Below are 15,173 nucleotides of genomic sequence, written 5' to 3' on the forward strand. Positions count from 1 at the left end.
TTGACATTCGCTAACGTTGTTTCACAAAACTAGCAACTAATCTTATACTGTGTTAGCAAACGTATTTTACTCATACTTATTCATTAATCCAAAATCGAAAGGTGTCCATAAACAAGACTTTAAACCACTTTCTTTAAACCCGATATTCACCCAACTGTTACAAGTCTTAAAACAGGAATAACTTCCTTTCGATTTATAAAAATCATCTACTGAGGAATAACCTTTATTTTCAAGAATTATCTTCATTCCGTTTTCATTAATCTCAAATGTGTTCAGTAAATAACTATTCAATTTCTGTAATTCAGATTCATTTACTTTTATTTCAATCCAACCTGAACGTTTCTGTCTATAACGAGTTACGTGCATTAATGTTGAACTTTCCAAAAACATTGCTTTAAAAGCATTGCTAAAAGTTAAATCGCCCCAAGTTGGTGTATTGATATAGAAATTTTCATCGCCCCAACCAAAAGATAAATATTTTTCGTTTCTGTTGTATTTTATTCCTGATAACAATAAACTGTCAACATTCTCCATTGGAATTACAATATCTAGATGAACTCCATTTGTATTTAAATATATTAGTTTTTCAGAACTTTCATTATTCACAATTCTGTCAACTGTTATTGAAGATAGAATTAAAGAAACAATTATATAAGTTGTTGGAATTAGCAAAAAATATAAAATCAATTTAATTATTTTCTTTCCTATTTTCATACAGTTTGGGTCATATGTTTGCTAACGTCTTCACGTTTATTCAACTTTTAATAAACGTAGTTAGCGAAGTTAGCTTTTTTGAGTTAAAAAAAGAACAAGGAAAAACACCTATTTTCATATAAAACAGATAGTCAACAAACATGTTTAGCCCTGATTGAAGCGACATCCTTTTTTTGTTTTTCTCAAAAAAAGATACAGCGAAAAGCAGGAAATAGCTTCTAGAAATAAAACTATTTATCTTTTAATTTTCCCTGAAGTATCACCACCCATTAAACTAAGTACATTGTCTAATAAAACCATATTTACATCTCCAACAACTGTGTGTTTTAATGCACAAACTGCAGTTGCAAAATTTAATGCTTGTTTATCGTCCTTTTCATATTGTAACAAACCATAAATAAGTCCAGACGCATAAGCATTTCCAGTACCAACACGATCTATTACGTGGGTTATATCTAACTTTTTAGCTTTAATATATTTTTCACCATCCCACATTTTACCTTGAATTTGTTGATGTGAAGCACTTATAGATTTTCTTGTTTTTCCTACAACTTTTTCTATTCTTGGAAATTTTTCCATTAATAATTTAGCTGAAGCGCTAAATCTATTTCCTAACACTCCAAGACCAAACATTTGATGAATTCCATAATTGCTTGTAATTACAATGTCTGTATTTTTTACTAATTCTGGAATTACTTCTTGCATGGTTTTTCCATATTACCACATATTATCACGCGAATTTATATCACCAGAAACTTTAATTCTCATTTTATTGGCGGTTTTAATTGCGTCCAAACAACATTGAGCTGTGCCTTCTGAAACGGCTGGAGTAATCCCTGTTCAATGTAACCAATCTGCTTCTTCAAGTACTTCTTCCTAATTTACCATTTCTGGTTTTATTAATGAAAAGGCAGAACCTTCTCTTTCATAAATTACTTCACTAGATCTGTGAACCGCTCCTTTTTGTAGAAAATACTTACCTAACATATTATCTCCATAAATAACATTTATAGTACTTAACCAGTATTTTCTTAAAAATTGAGTTGCAGCTTTACCTAATGCATTATCTGGAAAACGTGTTACATGTGCTGCTTTCATACCCAAATAACTACAAGATCAAAAGAAGTTGCTTGAGAAAACATAGTATATCCTGATGGCGATAAACGCATCATTACTTCTCCGAATGTTACTAGTTTTTTGTCCATAATCTTGTTTATGTTTTAGTTTGTTTTTATTATGTTTGAAGATATTCAAAAAATACTCGACTCAAAAAAATATTAAAACTTAAAATAAAATATCTTCCTTTTTTGAAATAGGTTTTGAAAACAATGAAATCGGATTTTTCTTAATTGATAAAAAAAAGTCCCTTTTCATTAAAAATGAAAAGGGACTTAATAAATAAGTTTATTTATATTAAATACCTAAAGCCTGTCCGCCACCTACTTGTATCGTTTCTACAGTAATAAAAGCTGCATCTTTACTAGCTAAAAATGAAACTACTCCTGCAACATCTTCAGGTTGACCTAATCTACCTAACATAATATTGTTTGCCCATGAAGCGAATACTTCTGGTTTAGTAGCTTTAATTTGAGCATGAATTCCTGCTTTAGAAATACCATAAATCCCTGCTCCAGACCCACCAGCATTCCAACTTGCGTTAGAGGTGTAGTTAATAATTGAAGTATTATTGCTCTGTTTGATAGCAGTATTGATACAACTCTTTTAAATGGTTTTTCATTTTTTGTTTTGCTAATTAAGGGTTTTATCCTTTTATAGCATCAAAAATTGCTTGATGTCTTTAATACCTCTTTGAGGTAAGCCAGCATCACATACATGATGTTTTTCAAAATTTGTAATAATTATAAGCATAAAGTTGTTCATGGTATTGTTACCAAAAGCTTTTGCAATTGCTAAATATATTAAATCGTCTTCTGTTCTTCTTGTAGCCGCTAATCTTACTGTTTTTAATTCTAATAAAATTTTAGTTTTTGAATTGCTTCTCTAACATTACTTCTTGATACTTGAAATTTTTCAGACTACATTCTTTCTGAAGGTAATTTCTCACCAGGTTCTAAATTCTTAAAGTTTATTAAATCTTTAATTTTAGAAATAATTCCTTTTTGAACGTTAAAATTATCTGATCTTATAAGTATCTCTAACTTCATGTTTTAATATTTTTTATGTGTGCTATCTTAAGAAATTATTAGTAATTATGGTAATAAAAATAATTTAATTACATGTTAAATTAAATCGAATTGTCCTGGTAACCAAAATGTTAGTTCCCAAAATCATCTATCTGCAAATAACCATCATTTAGCTATTTTTTTGAATCTAAATTAAAAGCACCAACATTATAAACTTGTATAATATCCTTTGTTATATCTTATTGAGGGTTTTTATCACTTCTAGAACTAATCAATAAATTTGGGTTTTGAATTGTTGGAATAGAGAAATTTTTAATTTCTTTCCAAACTACTATAGTTAATTTAAAACCTTTTTCTATACTTCATAAAGCATCTATATAATTACTATTAAAGTTTACATCAAAAGCTTCATCAACAAAAAATACATTTTTTAAATATTTCATAATCATAAATTGATTAACCAATTACTAAAATATTAAAAACACTTTAGTAATTGCTTTTTTATAGGTTCAAAAAATGATTTTATGTCATTTAATGATGTTTTTGGAGTAATTTAAAACTCTTAGCTCGTTTTATTACAAAATTTAAGCCAAAGAAAAATTCTGATAAACAAGAGGTTAACTATAATGAAAACTATTTTTTTAATAAATATAATATATTGAAGTAAAAAAAGTGAAAAGTATTTGTAGTATTAATAAAACTTATTATCTTTGCACCGCTCTTAATAATTGAGTTCTTTATTTATTTAAAACCATATTTAGTTATAGTTTTAAATTTTAAATAAGAATATTTAAAAAGAGTATAAGTTCATTAAAAAAAAGACTGCGAAAGTAGCTCAGGGGTAGAGCATCACCTTGCCAAGGTGGGGGTCGCGAGTTCAAATCTCGTCTTTCGCTCTATTCTATAAATACCATGCTGAAGTGGTGGAATTGGTAGACACGCTGGACTTAAAATCCAGTGGTCAGTAATGGCCGTGCGGGTTCAAGTCCCGCCTTCAGTACAAGAAACCGTAATATTTATTTGTTACGGTTTTTTTTTGTTTTTAAACTCTTTCTAAAACAAAAAAAAGAGTAGAAAATTAATTCTACTCTTTTTTTCAATCAATAAATCCCCCAACTTATGATTGATAATTAACTCAACTTTATCATGTAGTAAACTACTTACTACACTGCAAAGAAATAACAATAAGCTCTTAATTTTAATTAATTTCGACAACCTTACTTGAAGGTTCGTTTAATGGAAGTTTTACTAGGTTAAAAGGTGTCAACGAAACTATAATAAGTTTAATTTTTTCATTAACTCACCTCTTTTGGATCGGCTAACTGGAATAACGTTCTTTTTAATAAGAACAGTATTGTCTTCTATATCTATAATTTTTGAAGTATTAATTATATAAGATCTATGAATTTTAAGAAACAATGAAGATGGTAACTTCTCTTCTATTTTCTTTAATGTAGAATGAACAATGTAATTTTTGGTTTCTGTTTTTATGTTAATGTAATCTCCTTTAGCTTCTATTAAAAAGATTTCAGGAATATTTATTTTCACCAACCTTCTATCAACATTAACGTATAAATAATCAAAATTTTCAGTATTAACATTACTCTCTGAAATTTCTGTATTTAAACCTTTAAGATTAGCTAATTTTTGTATTGATTTCTCAAAACGCTCTAAAGAGATTGGTTTTAAAAGGTAATCTACAACACAATCATATTCAAAAGCTTCTAATGCAAAGTTTTTATCTGAAGTTGTTAAAATAATTTTTGGTGAAGATTTTAAGGTTTTAATGAAATCGAAACCAGAAAAAGTTGGCATGTGGATATCTAGAAAAATAAGATCTATGCTATTTTCATTCAAGTATTTAATAGCATCGATTGCAGATGAGAACTCTTCTATTACAGAGATTTCTTCTGTTTTTTTACACAACTGACTTACAATTAGTCTAGCAGTAGCATCATCATCTATTATAATACAATTCATAACCTTTAGAGGGATTATTTATCCTCTAAATATACGTGAATTTTGTTTAAAATATTTACAAATTGTTCATATAAACCTGTTTGCTCTTTTTTTAACTCCATTTCAAATTTAGAAGCTAATTCTAAACCTTTTTCTAAACCTTTTTCTAAACCTAAAATACTGATTTTATGCTTTATTTTATGTACATTATTGGCAGTTTCAGTATAATTTTTATTTTTAAAATTTTCAGAAAACAATAAAACTTCTTCTGGAAATTCTTTTTTTAAAATAGTAATTATACTCTCTTCGAAAGAAATATCTCCTCCAGAAAGTTCTTTTATGTATAGTAAATTAGGAATTTCCATCTAAATTAAATTAGTTTTATTGTAATAAGATATTAATAAATAAGCTTGTTTTGCTTCCAATATTTCAACAAAGACTTCACTTTCTTTGCATACTTTGTATATTTTGCTGGTTTTGTAAAGTAACCTGAAACTCCAATATCGTAACATTTTTTCAACTCTTCATCATCCTCTGAATTAGACATAATAACAATAGGGATATTCTTAAAATTTCTATCCAATTTTATCTTCATTAAAAGCTCTAAACCATTCATTTTAGGCATATGTAAGTCTAAAACAATAATATCAAAAGAGTTTTTTATTTTGTTTAAAAAACTAAAAGCTTCACTCCCATTTACAGCTTCAACTATAGAACAAGAAAATTTAATGTCTTTACAAACTTTTTTAAACTTTAATCTTTCAATTTCATCATCATCAATTAAAAGTATAGAAAGAGATTTCATTATAAATAAACGGTTAAATTACAAAGGGTTTACAAAAATGACAAAAAAAAAAGTAAAATCTATTTTTGTTAGCTTAATCGTTTTATTTAGTTGACGAATGGTTTAATATTATCGTTAAGCTTACACCTGAACTTGTCTATTTATTTGTTGCTCTAAAGAAATAAATGTCTCTATTCTTAATACTCCCTTTATACCTTGAATATCTTTATTTAAAAGGTGCATTAAATTTTCATTATTTTTGCAAATAATCTTTATAAAAATAGCATATTTACCTGTTGTATAATGACTTTCTATAACTTCTGGAATAGACTTTAAACTTTTTATTATATTAGAAAACTGGTTAGTTGAATCTAAAAAAACACCAACAAAAGCGGTAGTTGTGTAACCTAATAATTTCGGATTAAGAACCATTTGGTAGCCTTTAATCAATTTAGACTTCTCTAATTTTCTTAATCGTTGATGAATTGCAGCGCCAGAAATACCTACTTCTCTTGCGATACTTAAAATAGGTGTTCTTGCATCTTTTAAAAGCGTTTTTATAATAATCTTATCTATTCCGTCTATCTTCATAATAAATATTTAGCATAAAGATAAAAAAAATAGAGAACACAAACTGTGTTCTCTATTTTAGATATTATATTGTAGCTAAATAATAGTTATTTAGCTCATTTCGAAATCTTCCATAAATTTAGTAGTATAGTTTCCTGCTACATAATCTGGATGATCCATAAGTTGTCTATGAAAAGGAATTGTAGTTTTAACGCCTTCAATTACAAACTCGTCTAATGCACGTTTCATTTTATTAATTGCTTCTTCTCTAGTTTGAGCAGTAGTAATTAACTTTGCAATCATAGAATCGTAATTTGGCGGAATCATATAACCTGCATACACATGTGTATCCATTCTAACACCATGACCTCCAGGAGCGTGAAAAGTAGTAATTTTTCCAGGAGCTGGTCTAAAATTATTATAAGGATCTTCTGCATTAATTCTACATTCAATAGAATGCATTTGTGGAAAATAATTTTTTCCAGAAATTGGAACTCCGGCAGCAACTAAAATTTGCTCTCTAATTAAATCGTAATTTACTACTTCTTCAGTAATTGGATGCTCTACTTGAATTCGAGTATTCATTTCCATAAAGAAGAAGTTTCTATGCTTATCTACTAAGAACTCTACAGTTCCTGCGCCTTCATACTTAATAAACTCTGAAGCTTTTACAGCAGCATCACCCATTCTTTTTCTTAAATCATCGGTCATGAATGGAGATGGCGTTTCTTCCGTTAATTTTTGGTGACGCCTTTGTACAGAACAATCTCTTTCTGATAAATGACAAGCTTTACCAAAAGAATCTCCTACAATCTGGATTTCTATATGTCTTGGCTCTTCAATAAGCTTTTCCATATACATATCATCATTTCCAAAAGCTGCTTTAGATTCATGTCTTGCAGAATCCCAAGCGTCAAGTAAATCCTCTGGTTTCCATACTGCACGCATTCCTTTACCTCCACCACCAGCAGAAGCTTTTAACATAACAGGATACCCTGTTGCTAATGCAACTTTCTTACAATCTTCAAAATCAACAATGACACCTTCACTACCAGGAACACAAGGTACACCAGCAGCAATCATTGTAGATTTTGCATTTGCTTTATCTCCCATTTGGTCAATCATTCTACCAGAAGCTCCAATAAACTTAATATTATGTTCTTCACATAAATTAGAGAATTTTGCGTTTTCAGATAAAAAACCGTAACCAGGATGAATGGCATCTGCATTTGTAATTTCTGCAGCAGAAATTATGTTAGACATTTTTAAATAAGATTCTGAACTTGGTGCAGGACCAATACAAACTGCTTCATCTGCAAATCTAACATGCAAACTTTCTGCATCTGCTGTAGAATATACAGCTACAGTTTTAATACCCATTTCTCTACAGGTTCTAATAACACGTAATGCTATTTCACCTCTATTGGCAATTAATATTTTTTTAAACATATTTTTTAGAGTTTAAAGTTAAAAGTTTAAAAGTTCAAAGTTTAGACCCAAAATAAAGTCTAACTTCTTACCTCTAAAATCTAATGTCTAATTTATGATGGATCAACTAAAAATAATGGTTGATCAAATTCAACCGGAGAAGAATCATCTACCAAAACTTTAACAATTTTACCTGAAATTTCAGATTCAATTTCGTTAAATAATTTCATTGCTTCAATAACACAAACAGTATCACCAACACTTACTTCTGTACCTACTTCTGCAAAATTAGGTTTGTCTGGTGATGGTTTTCTGTAAAAAGTACCAATTATTGGAGACTTAATTGTAATGTATTTAGCATCATCTGCTTCTGAACTTGCAGCTACTGCAATTTCGCTTGCCACAGGAGCAACAGCAATTGGTGCTGCCATTTGCGGAATACCTTGCATAGGTACTGCTTGTACAATAGTAGTTTCTGTTTTTTCTGAACCAGTCTTAATCGTAATCTTTATATCTTCCATTTCTAACTTTACCTCGCTAGCGCCAGATTTAGCTACAAATTTTATAAGATTTTGAATTTCTTTAATATCCATTTTTCTTATTATTTAATTGTTTGGTTTATGAGTTGTATGCCCATTTTACGTATGCAGCTCCCCAAGTGAAACCGCCACCAAATGCAGCAAAAATTAAATTATCTCCTTTTTTTAATTGATTTTCGTAGTCTGCTAATAAAAGCGGTAAAGTAGCTGATGTTGTATTTCCATATCTATGAATGTTCATCATTACTTTTTCTGTTGAAACGCCTACTCTTCTTGCAGTAGCTTCAATAATTCTTTTATTTGCTTGATGTGCAACCAACCATTGAATGTCTGGTTCTGTTAAATTATTTCTAGTTAACATTTTATCTGCAACATCTGCCATGTTAGAAACGGCATATTTAAAAACTGTTTTCCCTTCTTGATATACAAAGTGTTTTTTATTTTCTACAGTTTCTTTTGTAGTTGGCATTTGAGATCCACCAGCTTCTATTCTTAAAAAGTTTCTTCCTATTCCATCACTTCTTAAAAATTCATCTTGCAAACCTAAACCTTCATTATTAGGCTCAAATAAAACAGCTCCTGCTCCATCACCAAAAATAATGCACGTTGCTCTGTCTGAATAATCTATAATAGAAGACATTTTATCTGCACCAATTAATAGTACTTTTTTATATCTACCCGATTCTATGTAACTAGATGCTGTTGACATTCCATATAAAAAACTAGAACATGCTGCTTGTAAATCATACCCAAAAGCGTTGATTGCTCCTATTTCCGTTGCTACATATGCAGCTGTACATGCTACCGGTAAATCTGGTGTTGCAGTTGCTACTATTACTAAATCTATTTCTAATGGATCTAAATTTGACTTTTGCAACAAATCTTCAGTTGCTTTTATTGCCATATAAGAAGTACCTAAACCTTCTCCTTTAAGAATCCTTCTTTCTTTGATTCCTGTTCTAGAAGTTATCCATTCATCATTAGTGTCTACATAGTTTTCTAACTCTTTATTTGTTAGAACGTATTCAGGAACATACTTCCCTACTGCTGTAATTGCTGCAGTGATTTTAGTCATATTTCTTGTGTGTTATCCAAATGTTAAGGGATTCCAAAGTAATGAAAATTATTTTACTTTTTAGGTTAAAAGTTATCAAAAACAATCATTTTTACTTTAAAAACGCAAAAAAACCCTCAAAATTGAGGGTTTTTCACATTAATTCTTAATGTTTTTAAGCTTCAGCAACTGCAGATTCTAATACTATTTGTCCTCTATAGTATAATTTTCCTTCATGCCAATGAGCTCTGTGGTACAAGTGAGATTCACCTGTTGTTGGATCTGTAGCAATCTGTTGATAAGATGCTTTATAATGTGTTCTCCTTTTATCTCTTCTAGTTTTGGATATTTTTCTTTTAGGATGTGCCATTTTATGTATTTTTTTCTGTTATTAAATTCTTTAATTTATTCCACCTTGGATCTGCTGGTTCATCAACAGTTTTCTCTTCTTTTAATTGTAATTCTTTTAACTTCTCTAAAGCTTTAGACTCCATTGTACCGTCTAAAACTTTTGGATGCACTCTTCTTGATGGTTGTCCTAACACAATCATTTCGTAAATAAATTGCGAAACGTCTAGCTGAAAAGCTTCATGTGGTAGAATTAAAATTTCTTCATTATCATCATTAAACTCTGGCCCAAACTTAATAACTAAAGGTAAAACCGTAGTTATTTGCTGATCATAATATTCGCTTGTACTATCACAAGGAACATTTACGGTGCCTAATGCTGAAAAAGTCAACTCAAACAAAGTACTTTTTTTCACAAACTCTAACTTAATGTCTAATGAAGAGTTTTCAAACTCATCATAATTAAATGCTTCAAAGAACGTATTGTCAATATTATATTCAAATAAATGAATTCCTTCGGTTAATCCTACAAACGGTATGTTGAATTGCTTTAAGACTTTCATTATCAAACATCAATTGAGCGGGCAAAGATATAAAAAATTGTTTTTATACACTCTTTTATATTAAAAATTTATTTTATTGATATTTTCCTTACTGAAAGCGGGTTTTTGGTCAGTTCTTTATACTCCGTTCTCGTTTTAAAAATTTGAATTGCAGTAAATAAGGCCTCTTTAAACGAAGATGAGTTCGCCAAACCTTTACCAGTAATGTCATAACCTGTTCCGTGATCTGGTGAGGTTCTAATTTCACTTAAGCCTGCTGTAAAATTAACTCCATCACCAAAAGACAATGCTTTAAAAGGCGCTAAACCTTGGTCATGATAAGTAGCTAAAACACCATCGAACTGTTTATAGGTTTCTGAACCAAAGAAACCATCAGCGGCATAAGGTCCAAAAACAAGCTTACCAGTTTCTTTAATTTCTTCTACTGTTGGTCTTATAATATCGTCATCTTCTTTACCTATAACACCTTTATCTCCACAATGAGGGTTTAATGCTAAAACAGCAATTTTAGGTTTAGTAATGCCAAAATCCATCTTTAAAGAAGCATGCATTGTAGCAACTTTTTCTTTAATTAATTCAGGTGTAATTGTTTTTGCGACTTTAGAAATAGGAATATGACCTGTAATAAGACCAATTCTTAATTTGTCTGTCATTAATATCATTAAACTTTTCCCTTCTAAATTTGCTTCTAAATACTCTGTATGACCAGGAAAATTAAAATCTTCTGACTGAATATTCTCTTTATTAATTGGTGCAGTTAATAAAACATCAATTGTTTTTTCTTTTAAACTTTTTACAGCAAAGGCTAAAGATTTTGCGGCATACTCTCCAGAAATTTTAGTTGCCTTTCCTAATTCCACAGCAACTTCCTCTTTCCAAATATTTAATAGATTAATTTTATTATGAGCAACTTGGTTTATAGAAGTGATTCCATGAATAGGAGTATCTATATTCAAAGCTTTTTTGTGATAAGAAATTACTTTTGTAGACCCAAATAAGACGGGCGTACAAAATTCTAACATTCTTTTATCTTCAAATGTTTTTAGAATTACCTCTATTCCAATTCCGTTTAAATCTCCAATTGAAATTCCAACTATAATTTTATCAGATTTATCCATAGTAACTCTTGTAATATTAGTATTTTTGATTTGTACAAAAGTAACCAAAATTTAATAATATGTTTACCGGAATTATAGAAACACTTGGAGAAATTACGAATCTTAAAAAAGAACAAGAAAACCTTCACTTAACCATTAAAAGTAATATAACTAACGAGTTAAAAATAGACCAAAGTGTTGCACATAATGGAGTTTGTTTAACTGTTATCAATATTGAAAATGATGAATATACGGTTACAGCTATTAAAGAAACGCTAGACAAAACTAATCTTGGTGGTTTCAAAAAAAATGATACTGTAAATTTAGAACGCGCTATGAAACTTGGCGATAGACTCGATGGACATATAGTGCAAGGTCATGTAGATGAAATAGGTATTTGTACAAATATTGAAAATCAAAAAGGAAGTACCATATTTACATTTTCTTATAATTCTGATAAAAATAACATAACTATAGAAAAAGGGTCAATTACTGTAAATGGGGTAAGTTTAACAGTAATAAACTCTAAAAAGAAAGGGTTTAGTGTAGCAATTATACCTTATACTTTAGAAAATACAGGCTTCAAAAACCTTAAATTAGGAAATATTGTTAATTTAGAGTTTGATGTTATTGGTAAATACGTAAGTAGATTAACAACTCTATAGATTATTCTCTAATCTTTTTGACACCATAAACTAAACCAGATATTAACAGAAAAAGAATACCTCCATCAACTGGTAAACCAGGTGGATCTGGTGGTCCTGCTGGCGGTGGCATAACTTGCCCGCTAATAGTATATGTAAATATAAGCACTAAAAATAATGCCAAATAAGTTTTTTTCTTCATTTTATCCCCCCAGATTAAAATTTGAAATTTTGATTAAATTTCTACAAATATATAAATTTATTATTTATAAACAACATAGAAAAAATGTGGTCCCACTTGGGCTCGAACCAAGGACCCTCTGATTATGAGTCAGATGCTCTAACCAACTGAGCTATGGGACCGAAAATATTGGATGCAAATGTACTGTTTATTTTAAATATTAATATTATTTTCTGGTTTTTTTAAAAAAATAATCTTTAATTTGTTTTTTTTAAAAATATATGAAACTATATATAAGCATTTTATCTCTTCTTTTTTCATTTAATATTTCTGCTCAATTAGTTGAAAAAGCAAATGAAGTTGGTGTAGATCATCTTTTTAACGATTTAGCAAATATGGGTGGTGGTGCCTTGTTTTTTGATTTTAACAATGATGGATGGGAGGACTTATATATAAATGGCGGTTTAGTTGAAGATTCTTTATATAAGAATAAAGGTGATGGTACTTTTGAGAAAACTAATAACACAGGACTATCTATAACCGGTAATTACAATACTCTTGCTGTAGTAAGTGGCGATGTAAATAATGATGGTTTTAGAGATTTATTTGTTACCACATGGAGAGGAACACAAAATATTGGGAACTATACCAGAAATCTACTTTTTATCAACAATGGAGATGAAACCTTTACAGAGTCTGGCACATCTTGGGGATTAACAGAAGAAAGTTTTTCTACAGGAGCTAGTATGTTAGACTATAATAATGATGGTTTCTTGGATATCTATGTTATCAATTATCAAAAAAATGCTAGTGTAATAAGAGACGAAAATGATGAAGTAATTGGTTTTGACCACGATTGCTTTGAGGATTTTTTTTATGAAAATAATGGTGATAATACTTTTACAGAAAAAGCTACTGCTCTTGGCATAAATAATAACGGATGCGGCTTAGCGGTTATGCCAACTGATTATAACAAAGACCATAATCAAGATATTTATGTTGCCAATGATTTTGGTGAATTTATTACACCAAACACATTATATAAAAACAATTCTTCTGGAGCAAGTTTTACTAATGTCTCTCAATCTACAAATACCGATGTAGGAGTTTACGCTATGGGAATTTCTTCTGCAGATATTGATAAAGATGAAGATTTTGATTACTATATAAGTAATGTAGGAAGAAATGTATTACTAAAGAACGATGGAAACAATGTTTTTACAAATATTTCTTCTTCAGCTGGAGTAGAAAACACCTATTCTTTAGATGGTGGCGGTCTATTTAGTACTAGTTGGGGTACTGCTTTTTTAGATATTAATAATGATACTTGGCCAGACTTATTTGTTGCAAATGGAAGAATACCTGCTGCCCCTTTTATTGGAACTGGAGAAAAAGACCCTAATTATCTTTTTACTAATAATGGTAATTCTACTTTTACGCAGTCTAAAGTTAGTGTAGATGATAAGAATAAAGGTAGAGGAATGGCATATTCAGATTACGATAAAGATGGAGATTTAGATGTTATTGTTGTTGTTTTAAAAGGATCTACTAGTGACAACCCAAAGACAACATTTTTTCAAAATCAATTAAACCCAGATGGAACTGATGGTAAAAATTGGGTTCAATTTGAACTAGAAGGGCAAACCATAAATAAAGACGCTATTGGCGCAAAAGTAATTTTAACAGTTAATGGAGAAAAGTTAATTCAAGAAGTTCACGGACAAGGAAGTCATGCTAGTCAACATTCTTTAGTACTTCATTTTGGTTTGGCAAATAACGTAGTTATTACAGAGGTTGAAATACAATGGTCAGCTACTTCTAAACAAACTTTTACAAATGTTAATGGAAACAAGAGATATCAATTAAAAGAAGGCGGAACCTTAAATTTAGATACCAATACTAAATCTGTTCATAGAGATATTAGAGCTTATCCAAATCCAGTAAACAAAGATTTATTTATCAAAAATATTATAGAAAAAAGCACTTTAGTAATAAGGACTCTTGATGGTAAAATATTGATAAAAAAATCGATAAGTATTGATGAGAATATAAATACGTCTAACTTTAGTTCTGGAATTTATTTAATAAATATTTACAATAAAAACCAGAACTACAATCAATTAATTATTAAAAAATAATTAAACAGATCTATTCATAAGCCATAAACCAAAGCTTTTTAAATTTTGTTTACTCTCATTAGAAATATCCATTTTTATTAAAGTGGTAAAAGCTTTTTCTGTGTAACTTTCAATTTTCTCTTTAATTAAACTTGGTATATTGTTTTCAACAAAAATTTCTTTAACTTCAATTATTTTGGTAGTATTTTCTACTAATTTTTGACTGTAAAAGGATTTTAATTTAGCGTTATCATTTTTGTTTGAAACCTCTAAAGCTTTTAGATATAAAAATGTTTTTTTGTTTTCTATGATGTCTCCTCCAATTTGTTTTCCAAAAGTTTCTGGATTTCCAAAAGCATCTAAATAATCATCTTGTAATTGAAATGCTAAACCAAGATTTAAACCAAAATCATAAATTAAATTTGCATTCTCATCATTTGTTTCTGCTACAATTGCACCCATTTTTAATGCTGCTGCAACCAAAACAGATGTTTTTAAACGAATCATATTTATGTATTCACTAATAGTAACATCGTTTCTAGTTTCAAAATCTACATCTAATTGTTGTCCATCACAAACCTCTAATGCTGTTTTACTAAATAGTTGTGCTAATTTCTGGAAAACAACTGGCTCATAATTTTCAAAATATTGATATGCCAAAATTAACATTGCATCTCCAGAAAGAATACCTGTATTAGTATCCCATTTTTCATGAACAGTTGCTTTACCTCTTCTTAAGGGCGCGGCATCCATAATATCATCATGAATAAGAGTAAAATTATGAAAAACCTCAACGGCTAATGCAGCTGGTAACGCTTTCTTATAATCGTTAGAAAAAATATCGGCCGCCATCAATGTTAAGACAGGTCTAATTCTTTTTCCTCCTAATTTAATAATATAATCTATAGGTTCGTAAAGATTTTTAGGTTCACTTACCCATTGTTTTGACTCTAAATAGTTTATAAAGTCTTTCTGATAATGTAAAATATCCAAAATTGTAATTTTTTGTAAAAATAATGTAAAGATTTTTC

At 29.4% G+C, this 15,173-nt stretch carries 17 protein-coding genes, 3 tRNA genes and 2 pseudogenes; 4 read left to right on the top strand and 18 right to left on the bottom strand.

Going from position 1 to position 15,173, the window contains the following annotated elements; translation table 11 throughout:
- Positions 1–66 precede the first annotated feature (66 nt).
- From V3V28_RS10020 to V3V28_RS10040, 5 genes and pseudogenes are all read right to left on the bottom strand, one after another.
- Positions 67–714, bottom strand: coding sequence for a DUF2459 domain-containing protein (locus V3V28_RS10020; protein WP_331364882.1), 648 nt, complete (start codon positions 712–714; stop codon positions 67–69).
- A 234-nt stretch (positions 715–948) separates the two neighbouring features.
- Positions 949–1,419, bottom strand: a complete 471-nt coding sequence (locus V3V28_RS10025; RefSeq protein ID WP_331364883.1) for a PfkB family carbohydrate kinase — start codon at positions 1,417–1,419, stop codon at positions 949–951.
- 171 nt (positions 1,420–1,590) lie between these two features.
- Positions 1,591–1,812, bottom strand: a complete 222-nt coding sequence (locus V3V28_RS10030; protein WP_331364884.1) for a hypothetical protein — start codon at positions 1,810–1,812, stop codon at positions 1,591–1,593.
- A gap of 315 nt (positions 1,813–2,127) precedes the next feature.
- Positions 2,128–2,415: pseudogene (locus tag V3V28_RS10035) on the bottom strand (SDR family oxidoreductase); the annotation flags it as partial.
- A pseudogene (locus tag V3V28_RS10040) lies at positions 2,399–2,879 on the bottom strand (FadR/GntR family transcriptional regulator). The pseudogenes V3V28_RS10035 and V3V28_RS10040, both read right to left, overlap by 17 nt.
- An 803-nt stretch (positions 2,880–3,682) precedes the next feature.
- Between V3V28_RS10040 and V3V28_RS10045 the strand changes: the two are divergent.
- Positions 3,683–3,754, top strand: a tRNA-Gly gene (locus V3V28_RS10045).
- A gap of 18 nt (positions 3,755–3,772) precedes the next feature.
- Positions 3,773–3,858 (top strand) — tRNA-Leu (locus V3V28_RS10050).
- A gap of 272 nt (positions 3,859–4,130) precedes the next feature.
- Here the strand turns inward: V3V28_RS10050 and V3V28_RS10055 are convergent.
- The 10 genes from V3V28_RS10055 to pdxA all read right to left on the bottom strand — a co-directional run bounded on the left by V3V28_RS10055 (position 4,131) and on the right by pdxA (position 11,221).
- Positions 4,131–4,838: a LytR/AlgR family response regulator transcription factor gene (locus V3V28_RS10055; RefSeq protein WP_331364885.1), complete on the bottom strand. Its 708-nt coding sequence runs from the start codon at positions 4,836–4,838 to the stop codon at positions 4,131–4,133.
- 14 nt (positions 4,839–4,852) lie between these two features.
- The gene (locus V3V28_RS10060) at positions 4,853–5,182 is read right to left on the bottom strand and encodes an Hpt domain-containing protein (RefSeq protein ID WP_331364886.1); all 330 of its coding nucleotides are present in this window, start codon (positions 5,180–5,182) and stop codon (positions 4,853–4,855) included.
- A gap of 32 nt (positions 5,183–5,214) precedes the next feature.
- Positions 5,215–5,622, bottom strand: a complete 408-nt coding sequence (locus tag V3V28_RS10065) for a response regulator (protein ID WP_331364887.1) — start codon at positions 5,620–5,622, stop codon at positions 5,215–5,217.
- Positions 5,623–5,742: 120 nt separating this feature from the next.
- Positions 5,743–6,192, bottom strand: coding sequence for an Lrp/AsnC family transcriptional regulator (locus V3V28_RS10070; protein ID WP_331364888.1), 450 nt, complete (start codon positions 6,190–6,192; stop codon positions 5,743–5,745).
- Between the two features lie 90 nt (positions 6,193–6,282).
- Entirely contained in the window at positions 6,283–7,620 is a 1,338-nt protein-coding gene (accC, locus tag V3V28_RS10075) for an acetyl-CoA carboxylase biotin carboxylase subunit (protein ID WP_331364889.1), read from the bottom strand.
- Positions 7,621–7,712: 92 nt separating this feature from the next.
- On the bottom strand, positions 7,713–8,192 hold the full coding sequence (gene accB / locus V3V28_RS10080; protein ID WP_331364890.1) for an acetyl-CoA carboxylase biotin carboxyl carrier protein: 480 nt from the start codon (positions 8,190–8,192) through the stop codon (positions 7,713–7,715).
- 25 nt (positions 8,193–8,217) lie between these two features.
- Positions 8,218–9,213, bottom strand: a complete 996-nt coding sequence (locus V3V28_RS10085) for a beta-ketoacyl-ACP synthase III (protein ID WP_331364891.1) — start codon at positions 9,211–9,213, stop codon at positions 8,218–8,220.
- Positions 9,214–9,367: 154 nt separating this feature from the next.
- On the bottom strand, positions 9,368–9,562 hold the full coding sequence (gene rpmF / locus V3V28_RS10090; protein ID WP_331364892.1) for a 50S ribosomal protein L32: 195 nt from the start codon (positions 9,560–9,562) through the stop codon (positions 9,368–9,370).
- A gap of 1 nt (position 9,563) precedes the next feature.
- Positions 9,564–10,103, bottom strand: coding sequence for a YceD family protein (locus V3V28_RS10095; RefSeq protein WP_331364893.1), 540 nt, complete (start codon positions 10,101–10,103; stop codon positions 9,564–9,566).
- Between the two features lie 68 nt (positions 10,104–10,171).
- On the bottom strand, positions 10,172–11,221 hold the full coding sequence (gene pdxA, locus V3V28_RS10100) for a 4-hydroxythreonine-4-phosphate dehydrogenase PdxA (protein ID WP_331364894.1): 1,050 nt from the start codon (positions 11,219–11,221) through the stop codon (positions 10,172–10,174).
- A gap of 59 nt (positions 11,222–11,280) precedes the next feature.
- Between pdxA and V3V28_RS10105 the strand changes: the two genes are divergently transcribed.
- On the top strand, positions 11,281–11,865 hold the full coding sequence (locus tag V3V28_RS10105) for a riboflavin synthase (RefSeq protein ID WP_331364895.1): 585 nt from the start codon (positions 11,281–11,283) through the stop codon (positions 11,863–11,865).
- Between the two features lies 1 nt (position 11,866).
- On the opposite strand, the gene V3V28_RS10110 is transcribed toward V3V28_RS10105, so the two are convergent.
- Positions 11,867–12,046 (bottom strand): PID-CTERM protein-sorting domain-containing protein, encoded by a 180-nt coding sequence (locus V3V28_RS10110; RefSeq protein ID WP_331364896.1) that lies wholly within the window; start codon positions 12,044–12,046, stop codon positions 11,867–11,869.
- An 87-nt stretch (positions 12,047–12,133) separates the two neighbouring features.
- A tRNA-Ile gene (locus V3V28_RS10115) sits at positions 12,134–12,207 on the bottom strand.
- Positions 12,208–12,306: 99 nt separating this feature from the next.
- Between V3V28_RS10115 and V3V28_RS10120 the strand changes: the two genes are divergently transcribed.
- Positions 12,307–14,163, top strand: coding sequence for an FG-GAP-like repeat-containing protein (locus tag V3V28_RS10120; RefSeq protein ID WP_331364897.1), 1,857 nt, complete (start codon positions 12,307–12,309; stop codon positions 14,161–14,163).
- On the opposite strand, the gene V3V28_RS10125 is transcribed toward V3V28_RS10120, so the two are convergent.
- Positions 14,164–15,135 (bottom strand): polyprenyl synthetase family protein, encoded by a 972-nt coding sequence (locus tag V3V28_RS10125; protein ID WP_331364898.1) that lies wholly within the window; start codon positions 15,133–15,135, stop codon positions 14,164–14,166.
- Between the last annotated feature and the right edge of the window lie 38 nt (positions 15,136–15,173).

This window comes from Polaribacter sp. (assembly GCF_036480315.1).
GTDB lineage: Bacteria > Bacteroidota > Bacteroidia > Flavobacteriales > Flavobacteriaceae > Polaribacter.

Bases quoted from the DNA above. Each gene is read 5' to 3' on its own strand.
- V3V28_RS10020 (WP_331364882.1), bottom strand. From the start codon at position 714: ATGAAAATAGGAAAGAAAATAATTAAATTGATTTTATATTTTTTGCTA.
- V3V28_RS10025 (WP_331364883.1), bottom strand. From the start codon at position 1,419: ATGCAAGAAGTAATTCCAGAATTAGTAAAAAATACAGACATTGTAATT.
- V3V28_RS10030 (WP_331364884.1), bottom strand. From the start codon at position 1,812: ATGAAAGCAGCACATGTAACACGTTTTCCAGATAATGCATTAGGTAAA.
- V3V28_RS10055 (WP_331364885.1), bottom strand. From the start codon at position 4,838: ATGAATTGTATTATAATAGATGATGATGCTACTGCTAGACTAATTGTA.
- V3V28_RS10060 (WP_331364886.1), bottom strand. From the start codon at position 5,182: ATGGAAATTCCTAATTTACTATACATAAAAGAACTTTCTGGAGGAGAT.
- V3V28_RS10065 (WP_331364887.1), bottom strand. From the start codon at position 5,622: ATGAAATCTCTTTCTATACTTTTAATTGATGATGATGAAATTGAAAGA.
- V3V28_RS10070 (WP_331364888.1), bottom strand. From the start codon at position 6,192: ATGAAGATAGACGGAATAGATAAGATTATTATAAAAACGCTTTTAAAA.
- accC (WP_331364889.1), bottom strand. From the start codon at position 7,620: ATGTTTAAAAAAATATTAATTGCCAATAGAGGTGAAATAGCATTACGT.
- accB (WP_331364890.1), bottom strand. From the start codon at position 8,192: ATGGATATTAAAGAAATTCAAAATCTTATAAAATTTGTAGCTAAATCT.
- V3V28_RS10085 (WP_331364891.1), bottom strand. From the start codon at position 9,213: ATGACTAAAATCACTGCAGCAATTACAGCAGTAGGGAAGTATGTTCCT.
- rpmF (WP_331364892.1), bottom strand. From the start codon at position 9,562: ATGGCACATCCTAAAAGAAAAATATCCAAAACTAGAAGAGATAAAAGG.
- V3V28_RS10095 (WP_331364893.1), bottom strand. From the start codon at position 10,103: ATGAAAGTCTTAAAGCAATTCAACATACCGTTTGTAGGATTAACCGAA.
- pdxA (WP_331364894.1), bottom strand. From the start codon at position 11,221: ATGGATAAATCTGATAAAATTATAGTTGGAATTTCAATTGGAGATTTA.
- V3V28_RS10105 (WP_331364895.1), top strand. From the start codon at position 11,281: ATGTTTACCGGAATTATAGAAACACTTGGAGAAATTACGAATCTTAAA.
- V3V28_RS10110 (WP_331364896.1), bottom strand. From the start codon at position 12,046: ATGAAGAAAAAAACTTATTTGGCATTATTTTTAGTGCTTATATTTACA.
- V3V28_RS10120 (WP_331364897.1), top strand. From the start codon at position 12,307: ATGAAACTATATATAAGCATTTTATCTCTTCTTTTTTCATTTAATATT.